Source organism: Pseudomonas sp. G2-4, from assembly GCF_030064125.1.
Lineage (GTDB): Bacteria > Pseudomonadota > Gammaproteobacteria > Pseudomonadales > Pseudomonadaceae > Aquipseudomonas.
Map to the genome: position 1 here is coordinate 5,396,609 of NZ_CP125957.1, position 19,808 is coordinate 5,416,416.

General features: G+C 60.7%; 20 protein-coding genes and 1 pseudogene. 9 read left to right on the top strand and 12 right to left on the bottom strand.

Annotated elements, in window-relative coordinates:
- Window positions 1-116 precede the first annotated feature (116 nt).
- Window positions 117-932 (bottom strand): M48 family metallopeptidase, encoded by an 816-nt coding sequence (locus tag QNH97_RS23625; RefSeq protein WP_283554146.1) that lies wholly within the window; start codon window positions 930-932, stop codon window positions 117-119.
- A 1,395-nt stretch (window positions 933-2,327) separates the two neighbouring features.
- Between QNH97_RS23625 and QNH97_RS29635 the strand changes: the two are divergent.
- Window positions 2,328-2,384 (top strand): annotated as a pseudogene (locus tag QNH97_RS29635) (hypothetical protein); the annotation flags it as partial.
- 201 nt (window positions 2,385-2,585) lie between these two features.
- Window positions 2,586-3,290, top strand: coding sequence for a methyl-accepting chemotaxis protein (locus tag QNH97_RS29640; RefSeq protein WP_502944553.1), 705 nt, complete (start codon window positions 2,586-2,588; stop codon window positions 3,288-3,290).
- 384 nt (window positions 3,291-3,674) lie between these two features.
- Here QNH97_RS29640 and QNH97_RS23635 read toward each other — a convergent pair whose 3' ends face one another.
- The 3 genes from QNH97_RS23635 to QNH97_RS23645 are packed head-to-tail and all read right to left on the bottom strand — an operon-like array spanning window position 3,675 to window position 4,788.
- Entirely contained in the window at window positions 3,675-4,298 is a 624-nt protein-coding gene (locus QNH97_RS23635) for an SOS response-associated peptidase (RefSeq protein ID WP_283554148.1), read from the bottom strand.
- A 35-nt stretch (window positions 4,299-4,333) separates the two neighbouring features.
- Window positions 4,334-4,594: a putative signal transducing protein gene (locus tag QNH97_RS23640; protein WP_265029783.1), complete on the bottom strand. Its 261-nt coding sequence runs from the start codon at window positions 4,592-4,594 to the stop codon at window positions 4,334-4,336.
- A gap of 11 nt (window positions 4,595-4,605) precedes the next feature.
- Window positions 4,606-4,788 (bottom strand): CPXCG motif-containing cysteine-rich protein, encoded by a 183-nt coding sequence (locus QNH97_RS23645; protein WP_283554149.1) that lies wholly within the window; start codon window positions 4,786-4,788, stop codon window positions 4,606-4,608.
- A gap of 139 nt (window positions 4,789-4,927) precedes the next feature.
- Here QNH97_RS23645 and QNH97_RS23650 point away from each other — a divergent pair, with 139 nt between their 5' ends.
- On the top strand, window positions 4,928-6,094 hold the full coding sequence (locus QNH97_RS23650) for a 1-acyl-sn-glycerol-3-phosphate acyltransferase (RefSeq protein ID WP_283554150.1): 1,167 nt from the start codon (window positions 4,928-4,930) through the stop codon (window positions 6,092-6,094).
- A gap of 148 nt (window positions 6,095-6,242) precedes the next feature.
- Here the strand turns inward: QNH97_RS23650 and QNH97_RS23655 are convergent, their stop codons facing one another.
- A complete protein-coding gene (locus tag QNH97_RS23655) occupies window positions 6,243-6,524 on the bottom strand; it encodes a hypothetical protein (protein WP_283554151.1) in 282 nt (93 codons plus the stop codon).
- A gap of 260 nt (window positions 6,525-6,784) precedes the next feature.
- Here QNH97_RS23655 and QNH97_RS23660 point away from each other — a divergent pair, with 260 nt between their 5' ends.
- A complete protein-coding gene (locus tag QNH97_RS23660; protein ID WP_025215433.1) occupies window positions 6,785-6,991 on the top strand; it encodes a hypothetical protein in 207 nt (68 codons plus the stop codon).
- Between the two features lie 1,062 nt (window positions 6,992-8,053).
- Here QNH97_RS23660 and QNH97_RS23665 read toward each other — a convergent pair.
- Complete coding sequence (locus QNH97_RS23665; RefSeq protein ID WP_265029790.1) at window positions 8,054-8,638, bottom strand: YajG family lipoprotein; 585 nt, start codon at window positions 8,636-8,638, stop codon at window positions 8,054-8,056.
- Window positions 8,639-8,843: 205 nt separating this feature from the next.
- On the opposite strand from QNH97_RS23665, the gene QNH97_RS23670 reads away from it, so the two are divergent.
- Both QNH97_RS23670 and mqo read left to right on the top strand, forming a co-directional pair.
- Complete coding sequence (locus QNH97_RS23670) at window positions 8,844-9,077, top strand: hypothetical protein (RefSeq protein ID WP_283554152.1); 234 nt, start codon at window positions 8,844-8,846, stop codon at window positions 9,075-9,077.
- Window positions 9,078-9,813: 736 nt separating this feature from the next.
- Entirely contained in the window at window positions 9,814-11,322 is a 1,509-nt protein-coding gene (gene mqo, locus QNH97_RS23675; protein WP_283554153.1) for a malate dehydrogenase (quinone), read from the top strand.
- 120 nt (window positions 11,323-11,442) lie between these two features.
- Here the strand turns inward: mqo and QNH97_RS23680 are convergent, their stop codons facing one another.
- Both QNH97_RS23680 and QNH97_RS23685 read right to left on the bottom strand, forming a co-directional pair.
- A complete protein-coding gene (locus QNH97_RS23680) occupies window positions 11,443-11,730 on the bottom strand; it encodes a PA4642 family protein (protein WP_283554154.1) in 288 nt (95 codons plus the stop codon).
- Window positions 11,731-11,791: 61 nt separating this feature from the next.
- Window positions 11,792-12,277 carry a hypothetical protein gene (locus QNH97_RS23685; RefSeq protein WP_283554155.1) on the bottom strand — a complete coding sequence of 162 codons (486 nt, stop codon included), beginning with the start codon at window positions 12,275-12,277 and terminating at the stop codon, window positions 11,792-11,794.
- 314 nt (window positions 12,278-12,591) lie between these two features.
- On the opposite strand from QNH97_RS23685, the gene dauA reads away from it, so the two are divergent.
- Window positions 12,592-14,334, top strand: coding sequence for a C4-dicarboxylic acid transporter DauA (gene dauA / locus QNH97_RS23690; RefSeq protein WP_283554156.1), 1,743 nt, complete (start codon window positions 12,592-12,594; stop codon window positions 14,332-14,334).
- Between the two features lie 139 nt (window positions 14,335-14,473).
- On the opposite strand, the gene QNH97_RS23695 is transcribed toward dauA, so the two are convergent.
- On the bottom strand, window positions 14,474-14,947 hold the full coding sequence (locus QNH97_RS23695; protein ID WP_283554157.1) for a WbuC family cupin fold metalloprotein: 474 nt from the start codon (window positions 14,945-14,947) through the stop codon (window positions 14,474-14,476).
- A gap of 3 nt (window positions 14,948-14,950) precedes the next feature.
- Entirely contained in the window at window positions 14,951-15,508 is a 558-nt protein-coding gene (locus QNH97_RS23700; protein WP_283554158.1) for a hypoxanthine-guanine phosphoribosyltransferase, read from the bottom strand.
- Between the two features lie 175 nt (window positions 15,509-15,683).
- On the opposite strand from QNH97_RS23700, the gene upp reads away from it, so the two are divergent.
- Window positions 15,684-16,322 (top strand): uracil phosphoribosyltransferase, encoded by a 639-nt coding sequence (gene upp, locus QNH97_RS23705; RefSeq protein ID WP_283554159.1) that lies wholly within the window; start codon window positions 15,684-15,686, stop codon window positions 16,320-16,322.
- Between the two features lie 2 nt (window positions 16,323-16,324).
- A complete protein-coding gene (locus QNH97_RS23710; protein WP_283554160.1) occupies window positions 16,325-17,599 on the top strand; it encodes a uracil-xanthine permease family protein in 1,275 nt (424 codons plus the stop codon).
- Between the two features lie 144 nt (window positions 17,600-17,743).
- Here QNH97_RS23710 and hemH read toward each other — a convergent pair whose 3' ends face one another.
- Window positions 17,744-18,769, bottom strand: a complete 1,026-nt coding sequence (gene hemH / locus QNH97_RS23715; RefSeq protein ID WP_283554161.1) for a ferrochelatase — start codon at window positions 18,767-18,769, stop codon at window positions 17,744-17,746.
- Between the two features lie 13 nt (window positions 18,770-18,782).
- Window positions 18,783-19,682 (bottom strand): TIGR01777 family oxidoreductase, encoded by a 900-nt coding sequence (locus tag QNH97_RS23720; RefSeq protein WP_283554162.1) that lies wholly within the window; start codon window positions 19,680-19,682, stop codon window positions 18,783-18,785.
- Between the last annotated feature and the right edge of the window lie 126 nt (window positions 19,683-19,808).

Sequence of the window (19,808 nt, forward strand, 5' to 3'; positions counted from 1 at the left end):
CATCGCGAGCAAGCTCCCACAGTGCTGCGGGTGTTCACACGATTGTGCTCACTGCAGATCATTGTGGGAGCGAGCTTGCTCGCGATGAGGCCGGCAGCCTCACCGCATGACGATGCTTATTTCTTGGCCTGCTGATAAAGCGGCATCACCTTCGGAATCGCCGCCTGCAACGAAGCGATCCGGCTGTCCGATGATGGGTGGGTGCTCATGAATTCCGGCGGTGCCCCTTCCGACGCCTTGGCCATCTTGTTCCACAAGGTGATCGCGGCGTTCGGGTTGTAGCCGGCGCGGGCGGCCAGTTCGAGGCCGATCAGGTCGGCTTCGTTCTCGTTGCCGCGGCTGTTGGGCAGGGTCATGCCGTAGTTGGCGACGGTATCGGCCAACGCCAGGCTGTCCTGGCCCAGGCCGAATAGGGCGCCAGCGCCCTGCTTGGCCATCTCGATGCCATAGGCCTTGGACATCGCTTCACGCCCGTGTTCGCGCAGGGCGTGGGCGATTTCATGGCCGATGATCGCGGCAATTTCATCGTCGGTGAGCTTCAGCTTGTTGATCAACCCCGTGTAGAAAATGATTTTCCCGCCGGGGCCGCAGCTGGCGTTGAGCTCATCGCTCTTGATCAGGTTCACTTCCCAGTTCCATTGCGCCGAATCCGGACGGAACACCGGCGCCTGGTTGATCAGCCGGCTGGAAATGGCCTGGACGCGCTTGGCATCGCTGCTGGTCTTGTCCAGTACGCCTTGGGCGCTCGCCTCGCCCATGGTCTTTTGATAGGACTGGGCGTACATCTGGTTGACCTCAGCGGTCGACAGCATGCTGAACATGTACTGCTTGCGCTCCACGCCCACGGCTCCACCGCTGGTGGTGTTGACCGACTGGCAACCGGCGAGCAGCAAAGCCGCGCTCAGAGCACTCACCATCAATGTCTTGTTCATACTTAAGAAGCTCCCTGGAAACGTGGGCGTATCGTAGGCGTTGATTTGTATCGGCGCCAGATACACAGCGAGGGTTTGGCGTTTTTTTCAGACAAGCCCCATCCAGTCCATTTGCGACACCTACGAAGCCATAACAGTCACCCGACGAACAGCGCCTCATGCCGTTGCACAGAAACGCCGATACAGGCTCCAGACGTCATCTTCGCGTCCGGAGCCTTTATGAAATTCAAATCGATCCAGTTTTCCGTGGCCGCCCTGGCCGGTGCCATCGTGCTCAGCGTGGTCGGCGCCCTGGTGCTGTACGCGCTGTTTGCCGGCGCCCGCACTCAGGAGATGGTGCAACAGCGTACCAAGGCGCAGTTCGAACAGCTCATCGAGCAACGCCTCAGCGCTTTGGCCCGGACCCAGGCCAGCCTGATCCAACGGGAACTGGAAGCGCCGCTGTTGCTCGCCCGCGGCCTGGCCACCAGCAATGCCTTGATGGGCATGAACGGCACGGACGGTAACCCGCAACTGAAGGTGCCCCGTGAGCAAATGATCAGCCTGCTGCGCGAAACCGTGGTGCGCAACCCGAAGATTCTCGGCGCCTACATCGCCTGGGAGCCAAACGCGATCGACCACGACGACGCCAATTATGTGAACAGCCCGGTGTTGGGCATGGAAACCAACGGGCGTTTCCTGCCGTGGTGGTTCCGCAACCAGGACGGCACCCTGGGCCTGGAGAAACTCGCCGACGTGACCGACCAGAAACTGCTTTCCACCGGTATCCGTGCCAGTGAGTACTACCTGTGCTCCCAGGACAGCAAGAAAGCCTGCGTGATCGACCCTGCGCCCTATCGCGTGGGCGACACCATGACCATGCTCGCTTCGTTCATCGAACCGATCCTGATCGACGGCAAATTCCAGGGCATCGTCGGCGCCGACCTGTCGGTGAACTTCATCCAGGACATGCTCGTCGCCGCCGACGGCAAGCTGTACGACGGTGCGGGGGAAATGGCGCTGCTCTCCAGCAATAACCGGCTGGTGGCCTTCACCAAGGACCCGAGCAAACTCGGGGAAAAGGCCAGTGACCTGCTCGATGCCAGTGAACTGGACAACTTGGCCAAGCTCGGCACCGGCGAAGTGCGTTACGACATCGACGAAGAACATGGGCATATCGAGGTGTACATGCCGTTCGGCATCGGCGAGACCAACGCCCGTTGGACGCTGATGCTGCAGTTACCGCTGAATGCGGTCATGGCCGACCTGCAGGCGTTGCAGAAAGACCTGGACGAGCAACGCCAAACCGATATTTTCGGCATGGCGATGGTGGGCTTGGTGATTGCCGGTATCGGCCTCTTGGTGATCTGGCTGGTGGGCCACGGCATTGCCCGACCGCTCAAGCAAATGGTGGCGATGCTCGACGACATCGCCCAGGGCGAAGGCGATCTGACCCGTCGTCTGGTGAGCGACCGCGCCGATGAACTGGGGGCGATTGCCAGGGGCTTCAATACGTTCCTGAGCAAGTTGCAGGGGATGATCAGCCAGGTGGTGACCTCGGTGCAGAGCGTCAGCGATTCGTCGGAGCACACCGCCGACATCGCGATCCGCACCAACCAGGGCGTGCACAAGCAAATGTCGGAGATCGATCAGGTCGCCACCGCCGTGCACGAAATGACTGCCACTGCCCAGGACGTGGCTCGCAACGCGACCCAAGCTGCCCAAGCCGCCAGTCATGCAGACCAGGCCGCCAGCCAGGGCATGCAGATCGTGCGGGACACCTCCACCTCCATTGGCGCCCTCGCCGTGGAAATCGGCAAGGCTGTTGGCGTGGTGCAAACCCTGGCCAAGGACAGCGAGAACATCAACGCAATCCTGACTGCGATTCGTGGGATCGCCGAACAGACCAACCTGCTGGCCCTGAACGCCGCCATCGAAGCCGCCCGGGCCGGTGAACAAGGTCGTGGTTTCGCGGTGGTGGCCGATGAAGTGCGCAACCTGGCGCAGAAGACCCAGCAGGCCACGGGAGAAATCCAGACCATGATCCAGCATTTGCAACAAGGTACCCGGGATGTGGTGCGAGTGATGGAAGACAGCCAGCAGCGCACCGACGAAAGCGTGCAGCACGCGGCAAAAGCGGCCCAGGCCCTGGAGACGATCACCCAGGCCGTGTCGGTAATCAACGACATGAACACCCAGATCGCCAGCGCTGCCGAGGAACAAAGCGCCGTCGCCGATGATATCAACCGTAACGTGATCAACATCGGGCAAGTGGCGAACGAAGTCGCCAGCGGCGCCGATGAGTCCAGCGCCGCCAGTGCAGGGTTGACCAAACTGGCGGAGCAGCAACGACGGTTGATCAATCAGTTCAGGGTCTGATCCAGAGGCCTCATCGCGAGCAAGCTCGCTCCCACAGGGAATAGTGGTGAACACCATTGCTGTAACACCCGCAGCCCACTGTGGGAGCGGGCTTGCTCGCGAAGGCGGTGTGTCAGGCGATGCACTGGTGGCGGGTGTACCGCTTTCGCGAGCAGGCTCCCACAGGGATTGGCGGTAAACACCATTGTTCAGGCACCCGCAGCCCTCTGTGGGAGCGAGCTTGCTCGCGAAGGCGGTGTGTCTGGCGATGCACTGGTGGCGGGTGTACCGCTTTCGCGAGCAGGCTCCCACAGGGATTGGCGGTGAACACCATTGTTCAGGCACCCGCAGCCCTCTGTGGGAGCGAGCCTGCTCGCGAAGAGGCCGGCACAGGCGCCACGAAACTCAAGCCGGAGTCAGACACTCCGGCCCATTGAGCTTCGGATCATTGACCATGTTGGCCAACACCCGCTCGCGCAATTGCGCCGGCTCGCTGGCCAGCAACCCTTGCAACGCATACAGCGGCGTCTCGGGGTCGAGCCACAGGCGCTGGCCCTCTTCGTCCAGGATCAAAGGCCGGCGCTGACCTGCCGCAGGCTGGGTGATGACCGCCGTACTCAGCCACACCTGCTCCTGCACCGGATACGCCTCCCAGATCGCGGCAAAGAACAACGACGAGCCCTCCCCCGGCGTCAGCCAGTAAGGACGCTTGCGCGTGCCGCCGCGCCATTCGTAGAAGCCGTTGGCCGGCAGCAGGCAGCGACGCTGGCGCAAGGCTTCACGAAACATCGGTTGCTCGGCCACGGTTTCCGCCCGGGCATGAGCGGGTGTGCGGGACAGGTCGGTCAGCCACGGCGGCGTCAGGCCCCAGCGCGCCCGGGCCAGTTCGCGCTGCCCCTCGGCGCCAGCACGCAGTATCAGCACCGAATCGTTGGGCGAAATATTCCATTGGGCCTTCTGGTCGGCGGGAAAGCCGGGCAAGGCCGCGAAGGTGGGGTTCCAGCGAAACAGGGCATAACGTCCACACATGGGGCAACACGACTCTTGATCAACCGGCCGCCAGCCTAGCAGACCAGCGTGCCCGGGTAACTGTCCGGTTCATCGCCGAGCAGGGGCAGCGCAGCATTGTAGGCCGCGATCAACTCCCGGGCGGATTGCGCCCGGTCGTCCTCCACCGCCAGCCCCAGCAAGCCCTGCATCGGCAATTCCCCGGCTCCGCCCATCAGGTCGCGGCCCACCAGGTGCGCCGTGATGCCTTCGCTGGCGAGCATGCCTTGGAGCAGTTCGCCTTCCATCAGGTTTTCCAGTTCGTAGATTCGCTGCATGGGCGCCCCCATCACTCGTTTTCGCTAAAGACCTCAAGATGCCACTCTTCACCATGGACCTGCAGGACAAAGGTTATCGGTCGGCAACAAACCTGACAGTCCTCAATGTAGGTCTGATCGCCGCCGGACAGATCCAAGACAGTCTCAACCCCTTCGCCACAATACGGACATTCATAATGAGCGCTTTCCAGCATCGCGGTCTCCCAGGTGACTTGTGCGTATAATCGCCGGTCTATTTGCAGGGCTATTCGTGTCTGGCTGATGTTTCAGCCCCTGCCCTGTCGGTTTTTCGAACACACTTTTACTTACCCTAGCCGTTTCCAACAAGAGAGCATGATGGGCGAATTCGATGCCATCCGACCTTACGACGACAGCGAAGTCCCAGCGGTGCTGGCACGGCTGCTCGGCGACAAGGCGTTTCTAGATATCCTCACCCACTTCCGCTTCCCACGCCTGGCCGGCGCCTTCGGCTGGATGCTCAAACCTCTTATAGCGCAAAGATTGCGTCGTGAGTTCGCCGGAGTGACATCGGTCGCCACTTTGCAGGATAAGGTGGAGTTCTACGTCGACCACACCATCGAGCGGGCCACCGATGGCGTGACCTACACCGGGGTGGAGCAATTCAAGTCCGGCAGTGCGTACCTGTTCATCGCCAACCACCGCGACATCGTCATGGACCCGGCCTTCGTCAACTACGCCGTGTACCACGCCGGCCTGCCGACCCCGCGCATCGCCATTGGCGATAACCTGCTGCAAAAGCCATTCGTCAGCGACCTGATGCGCTTGAACAAGAGTTTCATCGTGCACCGCTCCATCACCGGGCGGCGGGAAAAAATGGCGGCGTACCAATTGCTGTCGGCCTACATCAACCACTCGATCCGCAACGATTGCGCCTCCATCTGGATCGCCCAGGCCGAGGGCCGGGCCAAGGACGGCGACGACCGTACCGAATCGGCGATCCTCAAGATGTTCCACATGAGCCGCAAGGACGAGCCGTTTGGCGAGGTGATCCGGTCACTGAACCTCACACCCGTGTCGATCAGCTACGAGTACGATCCGTGCGACCAGGCCAAGGCCCGCGAGCTGTACATTCGCGCTACCACCGGTACCTACACCAAGGTACCGGGCGAGGATGACGTGAGCATCGCCAAGGGCATCACCGGCTACAAGGGTCGGGTCCACGTGAACTTCGCCGCGCCGATCACCGAGCTGTTCGAGGACACCAAGCAATTGGCCCTGGAGATGGACCGGCAGATTCTCGGCGGCTATCGCCTGTTCCCGGTGCATTACCTGGCCTACGCCCAATGGGCCGACGCCGACCCGCAGTTGCAGGTGCCCAAGGCGGACGAGGTGTTTGGTACCGAAGAGCTGGCCAAGGCCGAGGAAGAATGGCAACGCCGGCTGGATGCTTGCCCGCAAGAACACCGGCCGTTCCTGGTGCAGCAATATGCGACGCCGGTGCGTAATCAGTATCGGGTCAAGGCGGGATTGCCGCTATAAAGCCGTGGCGAGGGAGCTTGCTCCCGCTCGATTGCGCAGCAATCGCAAAAAACAGGTTTGCGATTAAGTCTGGGGGAATGGATTGGCCTTTCGAGGGGGCCGCTTCGCAGCCCAGCGGGAGCAAGCTCCCTCGCCACGGGTTATTTCATCAGAACTGCGTGCTGATCCAAGACACCAGCAGCGCCAGCGCCAGGCAGGCAAAACCAAAACGATAGAAAAACCGGTTCATGCGCTGGGTGGCCAAATCCAGCAGCGCTTCGAATCGCTCGTTGCTATCGCGATTACGCGCTTCAAGGCAGGCCCGGGCCCGTTGTTCGCGACGGCGCGTTGCGTGCAACACCCAGCCGCCAGGGCAGGCAAGCAGCAACGCCAGCAGGTTGATCAGTTTGGCGGGGTGGGCAGCGAACAACGAAAGCACATGCAGCGACATCACAAACCTCAAGCAAAAAAACGGACAGGACGCGCCCGGGTCTACGAACGGGGCGAGGATTCTACCGAAAGCCTGCCGTACTGCGCCGTTTTTTCCGACCAGTAACGATCGGCAGGGAGAATGGCCTGGTGACTCGTGGCGAGGGAGCTTGCTCCCTCGCCACAGGGTCCGCAATCAAGCCTTGGGTTAATTTCGTCCGTCACGGTTTCGTCATCTGATTAGGCCACTCTGTCGCCCTTCAAACCTGCACGGAATCCGTCATGCTTCACGCCGAGAACCAGGATCGTCTCTATCTCATCAGCCCGAGCGAAGAACAACAGAACCTTGTTGGCAGTCTGTCTTTTAATGTGCAGGATCGACATTGGCTGGTGTATTGCGCCCTCGGTGGTCATCAACATGCTGACTTGCCGGAGACTGATCTGCTGACTGGGATTAGTGTTTTGGAGCTGTATTCCCAGGCGGCATGAATTCCGCGCTTAACAGATCCCAGCGGGGGTCGATCTTCTCGTCCTGGACTGGATATTTCGTTGCAGGTGGGGGGGGTTGGTTCGTGTGTATACCCGTTGCTGCGGTAACGGCGGCTGGCGGTTCCGCTCTTACAGCGGGTCACTTTTGGAAGAGCGCCAAAAGTAACCAAAAGCGCTTTGCCCCACCACTCGGTGCCTCGCCTAGGCTCGGCATGCCCGAACGTAGGCATTGCTCCGTGGGCCCGCCGCGAAGGACCATCCATGGTCCAGCGCGGCTACCTCGGCATCCATGCCGAGGTGCCCACTGCGCAATGCCCACGTTCGGCCAGCGTGGTTAATGGGGCGTCCAGATCAAGATCAAGATCAAGATCAAGATCAAGATCAAGATCAAGATCAAGATCAAGATCAAGATCAAGATCTAAAGCAGAGCAAGAGCGGGGTATATATCCAGCATCTATGTGGCTGGACCACCGCTATCGCGAGCAAGCTCGCTCCCACAAGGATTTGTGGGTGTTCACAGCATCTGCACACGACACAAAAAACCTGTGGGAGCAAGCTTGCTCGCGATGAGGCCAGTCCATCCAACATCTTCATCGCCAGTGACACCGCCTTCGCGAGCAGGCTCGCTCCCACAGGGGAAACGCGGTCCCACCCAAACCAGGCCGGCTATAAGGCCGCCTCGGTGCGCTTTTGATCTTAGGCGCCCCGTTAACCACGCTGGCCGAACGCAGGCATTGCGCAGTGGGCATCCCGGCATGGATGCCGGGATAGCCGCGCTGGGCCATGGATGGCCCTTCGCGGCGGCCCACGGAGCAATGCCGGAGTGAGGGCACACCGAGCCTAGGCGAGGTGCCGAGTGGTGGGGCAAAAGCGCTTTGGTTACTTTCGCGCTTTTCGAAAGTGACCCGCTGTAAGAGCGGAACCGCCAGTAGCCGTTACCGCAGCAACGGATATACACACCAACCCCAGCCCAGAAATCCGAGCAAAAAAAACGGCGCTTCCTCATCCTAAGAAGAAACACCGTTTTCCTTGAATCACAATTTCTACATACAAACCGAAACCTTACTCAGCCAGCACCTGCCCAATAGTCGGATCCTTGAACAACCGAGTCAAAGCATCGCTCAACACATCACTGACCAACTTGGTATTGGTGTCCTGATTGGGCGCCATACCAAAGCGCTGATCCAGCGAAGCACCGTAACGACCACTGTAGCGACGGTTGGCATTCTGCACATCGGAACGGAAAGTCGCGCCAATAGTAGCTTCAGTCACATACATGCCTTCCTTGGGCGACTGGTACTTGAGCTCGGCCAGGGTCACCGTCAGTTGCGGAGCATTCATGGCGTTGGCGGTGGGCGTGAAGCCCAGCAAACGCACCGCCGCTTCAGCCTGGGCCTGCAGCTTGGGCAAGATTTGCGCGCCCTGCACCGTGATCACGCTGGTTTCCGGATACAACCCGCCACGGGTACCCAGCGTCGGCGACGGACGACCATCCACAACCCGCACCACCACCGGCTGGCCACGACCTACAGGCGCCAGTTGGGCATTGAGCGTCGGCTCAGGGTTGAGTTGTTGCGGGCTGTGGGCGCAGCCGACGAGGGTCAGACTGGTCACAGCGATCAAACCGAACAACAGGCGTTGCAACATGCTCTTCTCTCCAGAATCGGGCACAAACAGGCCGGCAGTATAGCGGTGCGCCATCGCGGTGAACTAGCGCCTTGCGATGAATACTGAAATGTCTGACACGGGGCGTGATTGCCGGTTCCTGTCACCCCATTGTCACGATCCTTACACCGACCTGTCATGGCCTGCTGTCAGGCTTGTCACAAGCTCCCCGAACCGGTATCCGACCATGCGCTTTCTTATTTCCCTGTTCACCCCGCGCCCGCATCACCGCAGTTTCGCCCTGCTGGATCGCAACGGCCACTGCCAGGCCTTCAAGCAGTGCAGCCTGCAGCCCATGGGCGAAGGTTGGGTGGAAATCGAAGAGATCCGCCTCAACTGGCTGCACCAGCCATTGCCCGCCAGTGCCCGTGTGCACCCGCTTCGTGCCCACTCACGCAACCGGCAACTGTTGGCCATCTGACCGGACGGCTAATAAAAGTCATTAAACACGACCATTTCCCTGCGTTTCTTCGATACAATCTCCCCCCGATTATAAGGACGTCTCCTGATCGGGCCTCGCAACACCGCTGATGCGCTGGTATTGGCACCCCGCAACGCCCACAGAGAGCCGCCCACACAGATCGAGTGAAGCTGGCGCTTGCTGTTCTTCAGGCAAATCCCCCACTTTTCGCGAATCTGCAGAGCTGTCATTACGCTCGGTCACTGAGCTGTCTGCCCGTTTTGCCTGTCATGTATTACATGGGGGCAACCAAACCGGGCGCGGTGCCAGGCTGGGACAGCCCTTTTTTGAGGTTCACGTCTTCAAAAGAGCGTGAAAAAACGGGTTTTCACAACTTCACGAGAGTGTGGCGAGCAAATGAAGAGTTTTGCGTCTGAACAAGCACCATTGGCGTCTGGAACAGCCCAACGACACAGGACCGGATATCGCTCAAGAACCGGCGCCTGAAGCCTGTCCTCTACGGATTTGGTTGCACGTACGGATGTCTCGGCCATAAGTCGAATTGCCTGCCCGGCACTTAAATGAGTTCATGTGACTCTTGAGGCCAGGCTGCATGCATCCGCAGTAGTTGCAAAAAATTGCGAAGATTCGGACATGGCGATCCTGGCCATGGGTACCTGGGGCGCAACTGACCTGCCCCGCCAATCCTGGCCGCTATGCCGACAATTTGGTGCTGCAGATTTTGGAGACGCGTTAAATGGCGCATAACGAAGCAGTCGATGTAGTTCTGGTAGGGGCCGGCATCATGAGTGCCACCCTGGCCGTACTGCTCAAGGAGCTCGACCCCGCGATTTCGCTGGAAGTCGTCGAGCTGATGGATTCCGGTGCCGCGGAGAGTTCCAACCCATGGAACAACGCCGGTACCGGCCACGCTGGGCTGTGTGAGCTCAATTACACGCCCCAGGCAGCCGATGGCAGTGTCGACATCAAGAAAGCCGTGCACATCAACACCCAGTTCGAGGTGTCGAAGCAGTTCTGGACGTACCTGACCAAAAAAGGCACGTTCGGCTCATCCAAATCGTTCATCGCCCCAGTGCCACACCTGAGTTTCGTGCAGGGCGAGAAAGGCGTGTCGTTCCTCAAGAAACGCTTCGAACTGATGAGCCAGCACCACGCCTTCGCTGACATGGAATACACCGAGGACAAGGCCACGATGGCCGAGTGGATGCCGCTGATGATGCCCGGCCGGCCGGCTGACGAAGTCATTGCCGCCACCCGCATCATGAAGGGTACCGACGTCAACTTCGGTGCCCTGACCAATCAGTTGCTCAAGCACCTGACCAGCGCCCCGGACACCCAGGTCAAATACTGCAAGCGCGTCACCGGCCTCAAGCGCAACGGCAGTGGCTGGACCGTGAGCATCAAGGACGTCAATTCCGGTAGCAGCCGTGAAGTCGATGCGAAATTCGTGTTCCTGGGTGCCGGTGGCGCGGCATTGCCGCTGCTTCAAGCCTCGGGCATCGAAGAAAGCAAGGGTTTCGGCGGCTTCCCGGTCAGTGGCCAGTGGCTGCGTTGCGACAACCCGGAAGTGGTCAAGCACCACCAGGCCAAGGTCTACAGCCAGGCCGCAGTGGGCTCGCCGCCGATGTCGGTACCGCACTTGGACACCCGCGTGGTCGATGGCAAGAAATCCCTGTTGTTCGGGCCCTACGCCGGTTTTACCACCAAGTTCCTCAAGCACGGTTCGATCATGGACCTGCCGCTGTCGGTGCGCGCCGGCAACATTGGCCCGATGCTGGCCGTGGCCCGGGACAACATGGACCTGACCAAATACCTGATCAGCGAAGTGATGCAGTCCATGGAACAACGCCTGGAATCCCTGCGCCGCTTCTACCCCGAAGCAAAAGCCGAGGACTGGCGCCTGGAAGTGGCCGGCCAACGGGTACAGATCATCAAGAAAGACCCGAAGAAAGGCGGCGTCCTGCAGTTCGGTACCGAGCTGGTGGCAGCCAAGGACGGCACCCTTGCCGCCCTGCTCGGCGCATCGCCAGGCGCTTCGGTGACCGTTTCGATCATGCTGGAACTGATCGAGCGCTGCTTCCCGGACAAGGCCAAGGGTGAGTGGGCTGCCAAGCTCGCGCAAATCTTCCCGGCCCGGGAAAAAGTGCTGGAAACCGACGCCGCGCTGTATCGCAAGATCAACGCGCAGAACAACATCGCCCTGGAACTGGTTGAAGAAAGCAGCGAGACCCAAAGCTACGCTTGATTCGACCGCCTAAAAAGAACGCCCCGGTCTCCATGAGAGCGGGGCGTTTTTTATGGGAGAAACTTATCGTGGCGAGGGAAGCTTGCTCCCGCAGGCTCTACGAAGCAGGCCCAGGATCAATCAGCCGCGAGCCTTTTCGATCAACTCGATGTATTCCTCGGCATTACGCTGGTCGCGCACCTGCGCTACAAAATCGTTGCCCTGCTCATCCTTGCCATTGAGGTCGTAACCAGCCTCGACGAAAAACGTCAGGAACCGCTCGAAATCGTGGGTTCGCAAGCCACGGTACGCCTTGATCAGTTTGTGCAGCGACGGCGAAGTGGCATCGATCGGCTCGAAATTGAGGAACAGCTTGATCTGTTCATCGCCAATCTCGTCACCAATCACTTGTTTCTTGTCTTTACGCATTGCCGGCTCCAGCTCGCACAATTCACGGGGCAGGCAGTTTACCCCCGGCAGGCCCCGAGGCTCAACGCGGGCGTTCGGCACCGGTGTGCAGGTCGGCCCAGATATGGCCGTTGGCGTAGCTGAGAAATTGCACATACACCGTGTTGTTGCGCAGCAGATCAATGACTACCCGGTACTGAGCCTGTGGATAAGACAGGGTCAGGGTTTTGCTCGCCTCGTCAAAAACCGGCTTCTTCAGGCTTTTGCTCTCGCCGTCAAAGTTAAGAATCACCTGGTTGATGGTGGCGCCTTTATTCATGGGCTTGCCCTTGAGGCGCACCAGCAGCGGCGAAGTCACGGGGATCGGTTGTTGGTTGGACTGGCGCTGATTACCCAGCACCACCGAGTATTCGGTGACTTGCAGCAATTGCTGCTGTTGCGGCGGCTCCTGCCGCACCGCCAGGTCATCGGGCGGCAGGAACTGGCTGTGTATCGGCGCGGCAACGGCTGCCAGAGGCAGGCTGGAGATCAGCAGCAACGCGGCACAACGGCGGATCGATACACTCATGACAGGCTCCAGGGTCTTGGCTTGGCACTCTAGCATGAGCAAGAACTGCAAAAATAAGCGATCCAGGTCAATACATCGGCGCAACGGGCGCGGCATACTCAAGGAGCCATCAGCCCTGATGTCATCGTGGCGAGGGAGCTTGCTCCCGCTGGGTGGCGAAGCCGCCCCAAAATGGATTGACGCGATCCTTCAGACGGAACGCGTCAGCCGGTTTTACGACGGCTGCGCCGCCGAGCGGGAGCAAGCTCCCTCGCCACAGTGGACTGTGTCCGGCAGGTTCAGCTGCAGTGTTCCGTTCCTTTCGTGGAGTACCCATGTCTTTCTCCGCCCCACCGCTATTCGCTGCCTGGCGCCAAGCCTGGCGCGCCGGTTATACCCTCGAGCGCCTGCGTGGCGATCTCGTGGCCGGGCTGACCGTCGGCATTATCGCCATTCCTTTGGCCATGGCCTTGGCCATTGCCGTCGGCGTCCCTCCGCAACATGGCTTGTACACGGTGCTGGTGGCCGCGCCGCTGATTGCCCTCACCGGCGGCTCGCGCTTCAATGTCAGCGGGCCGACAGCAGCCTTCGTCGTCATCCTGCTGCCCATCACCCAACAATACGGCCTGGGCGGCCTGCTGTTGTGCACGATGCTCGCGGGCCTGATTCTGATCGCCCTGGGACTGATGCGGGCCGGACGACTGATCCAGTACATTCCCTATCCGGTCATCCTTGGCTTTACCGCCGGCATCGGCGTGGTCATCGCCACGTTGCAATTGAAGGATCTACTGGGCTTGTCCACCGTTGGCCAGGCCCAGCACTACATCGAACAGTTGGGCGCGTTGATCGTAGCGCTGCCCAGCGCTCGACTGGGCGACGCCATCGTCGGCATCACCTGCCTGGCAGTGCTGATGATCTGGCCGCGCTGGGTCCCGCGGGTTCCGGGCCATTTGGTCGCCCTGCTCGTCGGTGCGCTGTTGGGGCTCGCACTGGAACTCGGTGGCTGGCCCATTGCGACGCTGGGCGAACGCTTCAGCTATGTGGTCGACGGCATCAGCTATCCCGGTATCCCGCCATTTCTGCCCACCTTTGACTGGCCATGGAATCTGGCGGATGGCAATGGTCAGCGACTGGGGTTTTCCTACGACCTGATCCGCCAACTACTGGCTCCCGCCTTCGCCATTGCCATGCTCGGGGCGATCGAATCGCTGTTGTGCGCCGTGGTGGCCGATGGCATGACCGGCAGTAAGCATGACCCCAACGCCGAGCTGATCGGCCAAGGCCTGGGCAATCTCGTTGCCCCCCTGTTCGGCGGCATCACGGCCACCGCCGCAATTGCCCGTAGCGCCACCAATGTGCGCAGCGGGGCGTTTTCTCCGATGGCGGCCATCATTCACAGCCTCGTGGTACTGCTGGCCATGTTGCTGCTGGCGCCCTTGTTCAGCTATCTGCCGATGGCCGCGCTGGCGGCGCTGCTGGTGATCGTGGCCTGGAACATGAGCGAAGCCGGGCACGTGTTGCACACCTTGCGCATCGCCCCGCGCAGCGACGTGCTGGTGTTGCTGACCTGCCTCAGCCTGACCGTCTTGTTCGACATGGTCATGGCCGTCGCCGTCGGCCTGCTACTGGCGGCCGGACTGTTCATCAAGCGCATGAGTGAGCTGACCGACAGCGCCGAACTGCCGCGCCACTTCCATCAAGCCTTGCTGGACATGCCCGAGCATGTACGTTGCTACGGAATTCGCGGGCCACTGTTTTTCGGCGCGGCAGAAAAAGCCCTGGATGTGCTGCGCAAATTCGATCCAGGGGTTCGGGTCGTAGTGGTGGAAATGAGCGCCGTGCCGATGCTGGACATGACCGCACTGGCGGCTTTTGAAAACATCCTGAAGGACTACCGCAAGCAGGGCATCGGCTTGATCCTGGTGGCGACCGCGCCGCGGGTGCGCCTGAAACTGCGCCGCGCCGGCATTCATCGCGAGCAGCGGCAATTGGCCTATGTGCAAACTCTGGAGCAGGCGCGGATCAAGAGCGAGCAATGGTTGGCTGGCGGCAGCACCGCTCACTCAAGGCTGGCCTGAGTGATTTGTGGCCACGGAGTTTTTTGTGGCGAGGGAGCTTGCTCCCGCTTGGGTGCGTAGCACCCACCTGCAACTGGGGCTGCTGCGCAGCCCAGCGGGAGCAAGCTCCCTCGCCACAACAGCCCAACTGCCGCAGCGGTCAGTCGAACTGCGCGCGCATCCAGGCCTGGTATTCAGCCACGCCCGCCTCGCCTTCGCGGGGCGCCCAGTGGGCGTGCTCGCCCTCGCCCACCGGCCGGTAGGGGCCGGCCTTGCATTCGAACATCAAACTGTCGGCCTCCAGCACCACTAAACCGTGATACACACCGGCCGGCAGGTCGACACCGAGGCAATCGCCGCCGGCCTGCAGGATGCGCTTGTCCAACACTGCACCGGTTTCATCGAAGATCAACACGCCGAGCCGGCCCCTGAGCACCAGCAAGGTCTCAGCCTTGTCAGCACTCAGATGGCGATGAGGCGGGATGTACGTCGAAGGTTGCAAGCCAACCGCCATGCGGTGGCAAGGCTCGTCCATCTGATGAAAATTATGGTGTTGCCGCCCGCGGGGGCTGGCCGCGGCTTTCTCGGCCAGCTCATCGAACAGCGTTTGATCCAGAAAGCCCGGCCGGTTCATCGATTACATTCCCTTGACGGCGAAAATACCGTTGGCGTTGCGCCAGTAACCTTTGTAGTCCATGCCGTAGCCAAAGATGTAGCGGTCGATGCACGGCAGGCCAACGAAATCGGCTTTCAGGTCCGGGCGGGCCTTGCGGTCGTGGTCCTTGTCGATCAGCACAGCGGTGTGCACAGCGCGGGCACCGGCGTGTTTGCAGAAGTCGATGATCGCGCCCAGGGTATGACCTTCGTCGAGGATATCGTCGATGATCAGCACGTCGCGGTCGATGAACGAGACTTCCGGCTTGGCTTTCCAGAACAGGTCACCGCCGCTGGTTTCGTTGCGATAACGGGTGGCGTGCAGGTAGGACGCTTCCAGTGGGAAGTTCAGATAGGTCAGCAGCTTGCCAGAGAAGATCAGCCCGCCGTTCATGACGCAGAACACCACCGGGTTGGTATCGGCCAGTTGCTCGTTGATTTGGGCTCCGACACGGGCGATGGCCGCTTCGACTTCGGCTTCGGTGTACAGGCAGTCAGCCTCTCGCATGATTTGACGGATATGCTCGAGATCAGCGGACATGGCGCTCTCCAGGGGAGGTTGAGGGAGGGACGGGTTTGGAAAAACGGGCAAAGGTACGCATCCCGCCCGGCCAGATCAAGCGTTTGTGGACTAACGTTCTGTATTGTCTATAGGACAACACCCTCGGATAGATTAATCTAGGCCGGTTTTTTTGCCCGCCGCCGGAGCCTTTCCCATGCCCATCCTCGAGATCCGCCACCCGCTGATCAGACACAAACTCGGCCTGATGCGCCGCGCCGACATTAGCACGAAGAACTTCCGCGAACTCGCCCAGGAAGTCGGTGCACTGCTCACCTACGAAGCCACCAAGGACCTGCCGCTGGAGTCCTACGAGATCGAAGGTTGGGCCGGTACGGTCCAGGTGGAAAAAATCGCCGGTAAGAAGATCACCGTGGTGCCGATCCTGCGCGCCGGCATCGGCATGCTCGAAGGCGTGTTGAGCCTGATCCCGGGTGCCAAGGTCAGCGCCGTGGGCGTGGCTCGCAACGAGCAGACCCTGCAGGCTCACACCTACCTGGAAAAACTGGTGCCGGAAATCGACGAGCGCCTGGCCATGATCATCGACCCGATGCTCGCCACCGGCAGCTCCATGGTCGCCACCATCGACCTGTTGAAAAAAGCCGGCTGCCGGGACATCCGCGCCATGGTGCTGGTCGCCGCTCCCGAAGGCATCAAGGCTGTGCACGACGCTCACCCTGATGTGACCATCTACACCGCGTCGATCGACCAGAAACTCAACGAGCACGGCTACATCATTCCGGGCCTGGGCGACGCTGGCGACAAGATCTTCGGCACCAAGCAGAAGGACGCTTGAGCATGCCGGATGAGTTCAACGATCCGCTCTGGCGCCAGGTGCTGTCCGGTGCTCAGATGCTGTTCGTCGCCTTCGGCGCGTTGGTATTGATGCCGCTGATCACCGGCCTGGACCCGAACGTGGCGCTGTTCACCGCCGGCCTGGGAACGATCCTGTTCCAGATCGTCACCCGCCGGCAGGTGCCGGTATTCCTGGCATCGAGCTTTGCCTTCATCACCCCGATCATCCTCGCCAAGGGCCAGTTCGGCCTCGCGGCGACCATGGGCGGCGTGATGGCGGCCGGTTTCGTCTACACCTTCCTGGGCCTGGCGGTGAAGATCAAGGGCACCGGGTTCATCGACCGGCTGCTGCCGCCGGTGGTCATCGGCCCGGTGATCATCTCCATCGGCCTGGCGATGGCGCCGATTGCGGCGAACATGGCCATGGGCAAGGCTGGCGACGGCACCGAGCTGATTCCTTACCAAACCGCGATGCTGATTTCGATGCCGGCCTTGCTCACTACCCTGATCGTCGCGGTGTTTGGCAAAGGCATTTTTCGCCTGGTGCCGATCATTTCCGGCGTGCTGGTGGGCTTTGCCATGGCGTTTTACTTCGGCGTCGTGGACACCGCGAAAATCGCCGCCGCGCCGTGGTTCGCCCTGCCGAACTTCACCGCACCGGAGTTCAACTGGCAGGCGATCCTGTTCATCGTGCCGGTGGCCCTGGCACCGGCCATCGAACATATCGGCGGCGTGATTGCCGTGGGCAGCGTGACCGGTCGCGATTACCTGAAAAAACCCGGCCTGCACCGCACCCTGCTCGGTGATGGGATTGCCACCACCGCCGCAGGCCTGTTCGGCGGCCCGCCCAACACCACCTACGCCGAGGTGACTGGCGCGGTGATGCTGACCAAGAACTACAACCCGAAGATCATGACCTGGGCGGCGATCTTCGCCATCAGCCTGGCGTTCATCGGCAAGTTCGGCGCGTTGCTGCAAAGCATCCCGGTGCCGGTGATGGGCGGGATCCTGTGCCTGTTGTTCGGTTCGATTGCCGCGGTGGGCATGAACACCCTGATCCGCCACAAAATCGACTTGGGCGAAGCACGCAACCTAGTGATCGTCTCGGTGACGCTGGTGTTCGGCATCGGTGGTGTACTGGTAGGCACCGGCACGGGCCCGGACGACTTCGGCCTCAAGGGCATTGCGTTGTGCGCGGTGGTGGCGATCGCACTGAACCTGCTGCTGCCGGGTAATGACGGTTGGAAGCACAAGAAGGCGGATGAGCCGCTGATTTGATTGGAACTTGAAGTTTTTTGCCTTCTGTCAGATTGCTATCGCGAGCAAGCTCGCTCCCACAAGGGTTCTTGTTGTGCACACAAATTTTGTGAGCATTCGAGATCCACTGTGGGAGCGAGCTTGCTCGCGATGGGGCCCTTGAATTTATAGCGCGATGGGTGCTCGCTCACACAGCGTGCTCAACGCCTTGGCCCACTGCGCCTGGTCATTGAGGCATGGCACCAGCACCAACTCCTCCCCGCCCGCCTCGCGGAACTGCTCGCGCCCGCGGTCACCGATCTCCTCCAGGGTCTCGATGCAGTCGGCGACGAATGCCGGGCACATCACCAGCACTTTTTTCACGCCACTTTTGGCCAGTTCATCCAGACGCGCCTCGGTGTAGGGTTCGATCCACTTGGCACGGCCCAGTCGCGACTGGAACGACACCGACCACTGCCCATCCTTCAGGCCCATACGCTGGGCGAACAGTTCGGCGGTGCGAATGCATTGCGCGCGGTAACACGTGGCCATGACCTCCGGCGGCGCGTTCTTGCAGCAATCGGCATCCTTGAAGCAATGAAAGCCGGTCGGGTCGAGCTTGGTCAGGTGCCGTTCCGGCAAGCCATGGAAACTCAGCAGCAGATGATCGTAATCCTGCATCAGATACGGCCTGGCGCTGGCGACCAAGGCGTCGAGGTATTCCGGCTGATCGTAGAACGGCTGGAGAATCGAGAGTTGTACGTTGAGTTTCCTCGTACGCACGACCCGCCTGGCCTCCTCGATCACCGTGGTCACAGTGCTGTCAGCGAACTGCGGATACAGCGGCGCCAGCGTGATGTTCTTGTGGCCCTGGCTCGCCAGGCGCACCAACATCGACTCAATGGACGGCTCGCCATAACGCATCGCCAGCTCCACCGGGCCCCGGCTCCATTGAGCCGTCATGGCTTGTTGCAGTCGACGGCTGAGTACCACCAGCGGCGACCCCTCCTCCCACCAGATCGAGGCATAGGCGTGGGCCGATTGCGCAGGACGCTTGACCAGGATCAGCGACACCAGCAGGCGCCGCACCGGCCATGGCAAGTCGATGACATACGGGTCCATCAGAAATTGATTCAGGTAGCGGCGCACATCGGCCACAGAGGTGGAAGCAGGCGAACCCAGATTCACCAGAAGCAACGCGTGATCGGTCATGCAACGTCCTATTTCAAAGGCGGCCCGACAAGTCGTCCAGGGCCGCGGGCAATTCAGTGAACCGGAAAGTGAAACCCGCTGCCTGCAACCGGGCCGGCGTGGCCCGCTGGCCGCCCAGCAGCAGCAATGACAATTCCCCGAGCGCAACCTTCAGCACCAGCTCCGGCATCGGCACCACGGCCGGCCGATGCAACACGCTCCCCAAGGCCTTGGCAAAATCGCGGTTGCGCACCGGGTTCGGCGCGCAGGCATTATAAGGACCGCTGGCATCAAAGCGGTTCAGAAGAAAATCAATCAGGGCGATTTCATCATCAATGTGAATCCATGGCATCCATTGCCGACCATTGCCGATACGCCCCCCCAGCGCCAGTTTGAACGGCAGCAACAGGCGCGACAAAAAGCCGCCCTCAGCAGACAAGACCAGGCCCGTGCGCACCAATACCACGCGTATACCCATGGCCTCGGCCCGTTGCGCGGTTTCTTCCCAGGCAATGCACAACTGGCTGGCGAAATCCTCGCTGACCGGGCCCGACTCCTCAGTCAACTCACGCTCGCCACCGTCGCCGTACCAACCCACTGCGGAACCGGAAATGAGCACCTGCGGTTTCGTCTCGCAACGCTCCATCCACGCCAACAAAACCTCAGTCAGCGTGACGCGGCTGCTCCACAGCAACAGTTTGCGTTTGTGAGTCCAGGGCCGGTCGCCAATCGGCGCGCCAGCGAGGTTGACCACGGCATCCACCGGCTCATCAATCTCGTCGAGCCTGGCCACTCCTCGCACCTGTGCGCCACAGATTTTCACCACTTCTTCGGGTCGCCGGCTCCATACCGTCAAGCGATGCCCCCGTTCCAACCAGAGACGGCAGAGCTGACGCCCGATCAAACCAGTACCGCCGGTCAGCAATATGTGCATGAGATGTTCCTCGCATCGCGTTTTAATCGGCCCATTAGTCTATTTTTATAAGCAGGGATTTTTCGTATAGGACAGGGTCTGTGTTTAACAATAGGACAACCTGTCCAAACGCGAACGGTAAAACTT

Excerpts from the sequence above, each read along its gene's own strand:
- QNH97_RS23625 (WP_283554146.1), bottom strand. The coding sequence starts at position 932 with ATGAACAAGACATTGATGGTGAGTGCTCTGAGCGCGGCTTTGCTGCTC.
- QNH97_RS29640 (WP_502944553.1), top strand. The coding sequence starts at position 2,586 with ATGACTGCCACTGCCCAGGACGTGGCTCGCAACGCGACCCAAGCTGCC.
- QNH97_RS23635 (WP_283554148.1), bottom strand. The coding sequence starts at position 4,298 with ATGTGTGGACGTTATGCCCTGTTTCGCTGGAACCCCACCTTCGCGGCC.
- QNH97_RS23640 (WP_265029783.1), bottom strand. The coding sequence starts at position 4,594 with ATGCAGCGAATCTACGAACTGGAAAACCTGATGGAAGGCGAACTGCTC.
- QNH97_RS23645 (WP_283554149.1), bottom strand. The coding sequence starts at position 4,788 with ATGCTGGAAAGCGCTCATTATGAATGTCCGTATTGTGGCGAAGGGGTT.
- QNH97_RS23650 (WP_283554150.1), top strand. The coding sequence starts at position 4,928 with ATGATGGGCGAATTCGATGCCATCCGACCTTACGACGACAGCGAAGTC.
- QNH97_RS23655 (WP_283554151.1), bottom strand. The coding sequence starts at position 6,524 with ATGTCGCTGCATGTGCTTTCGTTGTTCGCTGCCCACCCCGCCAAACTG.
- QNH97_RS23660 (WP_025215433.1), top strand. The coding sequence starts at position 6,785 with ATGCTTCACGCCGAGAACCAGGATCGTCTCTATCTCATCAGCCCGAGC.
- QNH97_RS23665 (WP_265029790.1), bottom strand. The coding sequence starts at position 8,638 with ATGTTGCAACGCCTGTTGTTCGGTTTGATCGCTGTGACCAGTCTGACC.
- QNH97_RS23670 (WP_283554152.1), top strand. The coding sequence starts at position 8,844 with ATGCGCTTTCTTATTTCCCTGTTCACCCCGCGCCCGCATCACCGCAGT.
- mqo (WP_283554153.1), top strand. The coding sequence starts at position 9,814 with ATGGCGCATAACGAAGCAGTCGATGTAGTTCTGGTAGGGGCCGGCATC.
- QNH97_RS23680 (WP_283554154.1), bottom strand. The coding sequence starts at position 11,730 with ATGCGTAAAGACAAGAAACAAGTGATTGGTGACGAGATTGGCGATGAA.
- QNH97_RS23685 (WP_283554155.1), bottom strand. The coding sequence starts at position 12,277 with ATGAGTGTATCGATCCGCCGTTGTGCCGCGTTGCTGCTGATCTCCAGC.
- dauA (WP_283554156.1), top strand. The coding sequence starts at position 12,592 with ATGTCTTTCTCCGCCCCACCGCTATTCGCTGCCTGGCGCCAAGCCTGG.
- QNH97_RS23695 (WP_283554157.1), bottom strand. The coding sequence starts at position 14,947 with ATGAACCGGCCGGGCTTTCTGGATCAAACGCTGTTCGATGAGCTGGCC.
- QNH97_RS23700 (WP_283554158.1), bottom strand. The coding sequence starts at position 15,508 with ATGTCCGCTGATCTCGAGCATATCCGTCAAATCATGCGAGAGGCTGAC.
- upp (WP_283554159.1), top strand. The coding sequence starts at position 15,684 with ATGCCCATCCTCGAGATCCGCCACCCGCTGATCAGACACAAACTCGGC.
- QNH97_RS23710 (WP_283554160.1), top strand. The coding sequence starts at position 16,325 with ATGCCGGATGAGTTCAACGATCCGCTCTGGCGCCAGGTGCTGTCCGGT.
- hemH (WP_283554161.1), bottom strand. The coding sequence starts at position 18,769 with ATGACCGATCACGCGTTGCTTCTGGTGAATCTGGGTTCGCCTGCTTCC.
- QNH97_RS23720 (WP_283554162.1), bottom strand. The coding sequence starts at position 19,682 with ATGCACATATTGCTGACCGGCGGTACTGGTTTGATCGGGCGTCAGCTC.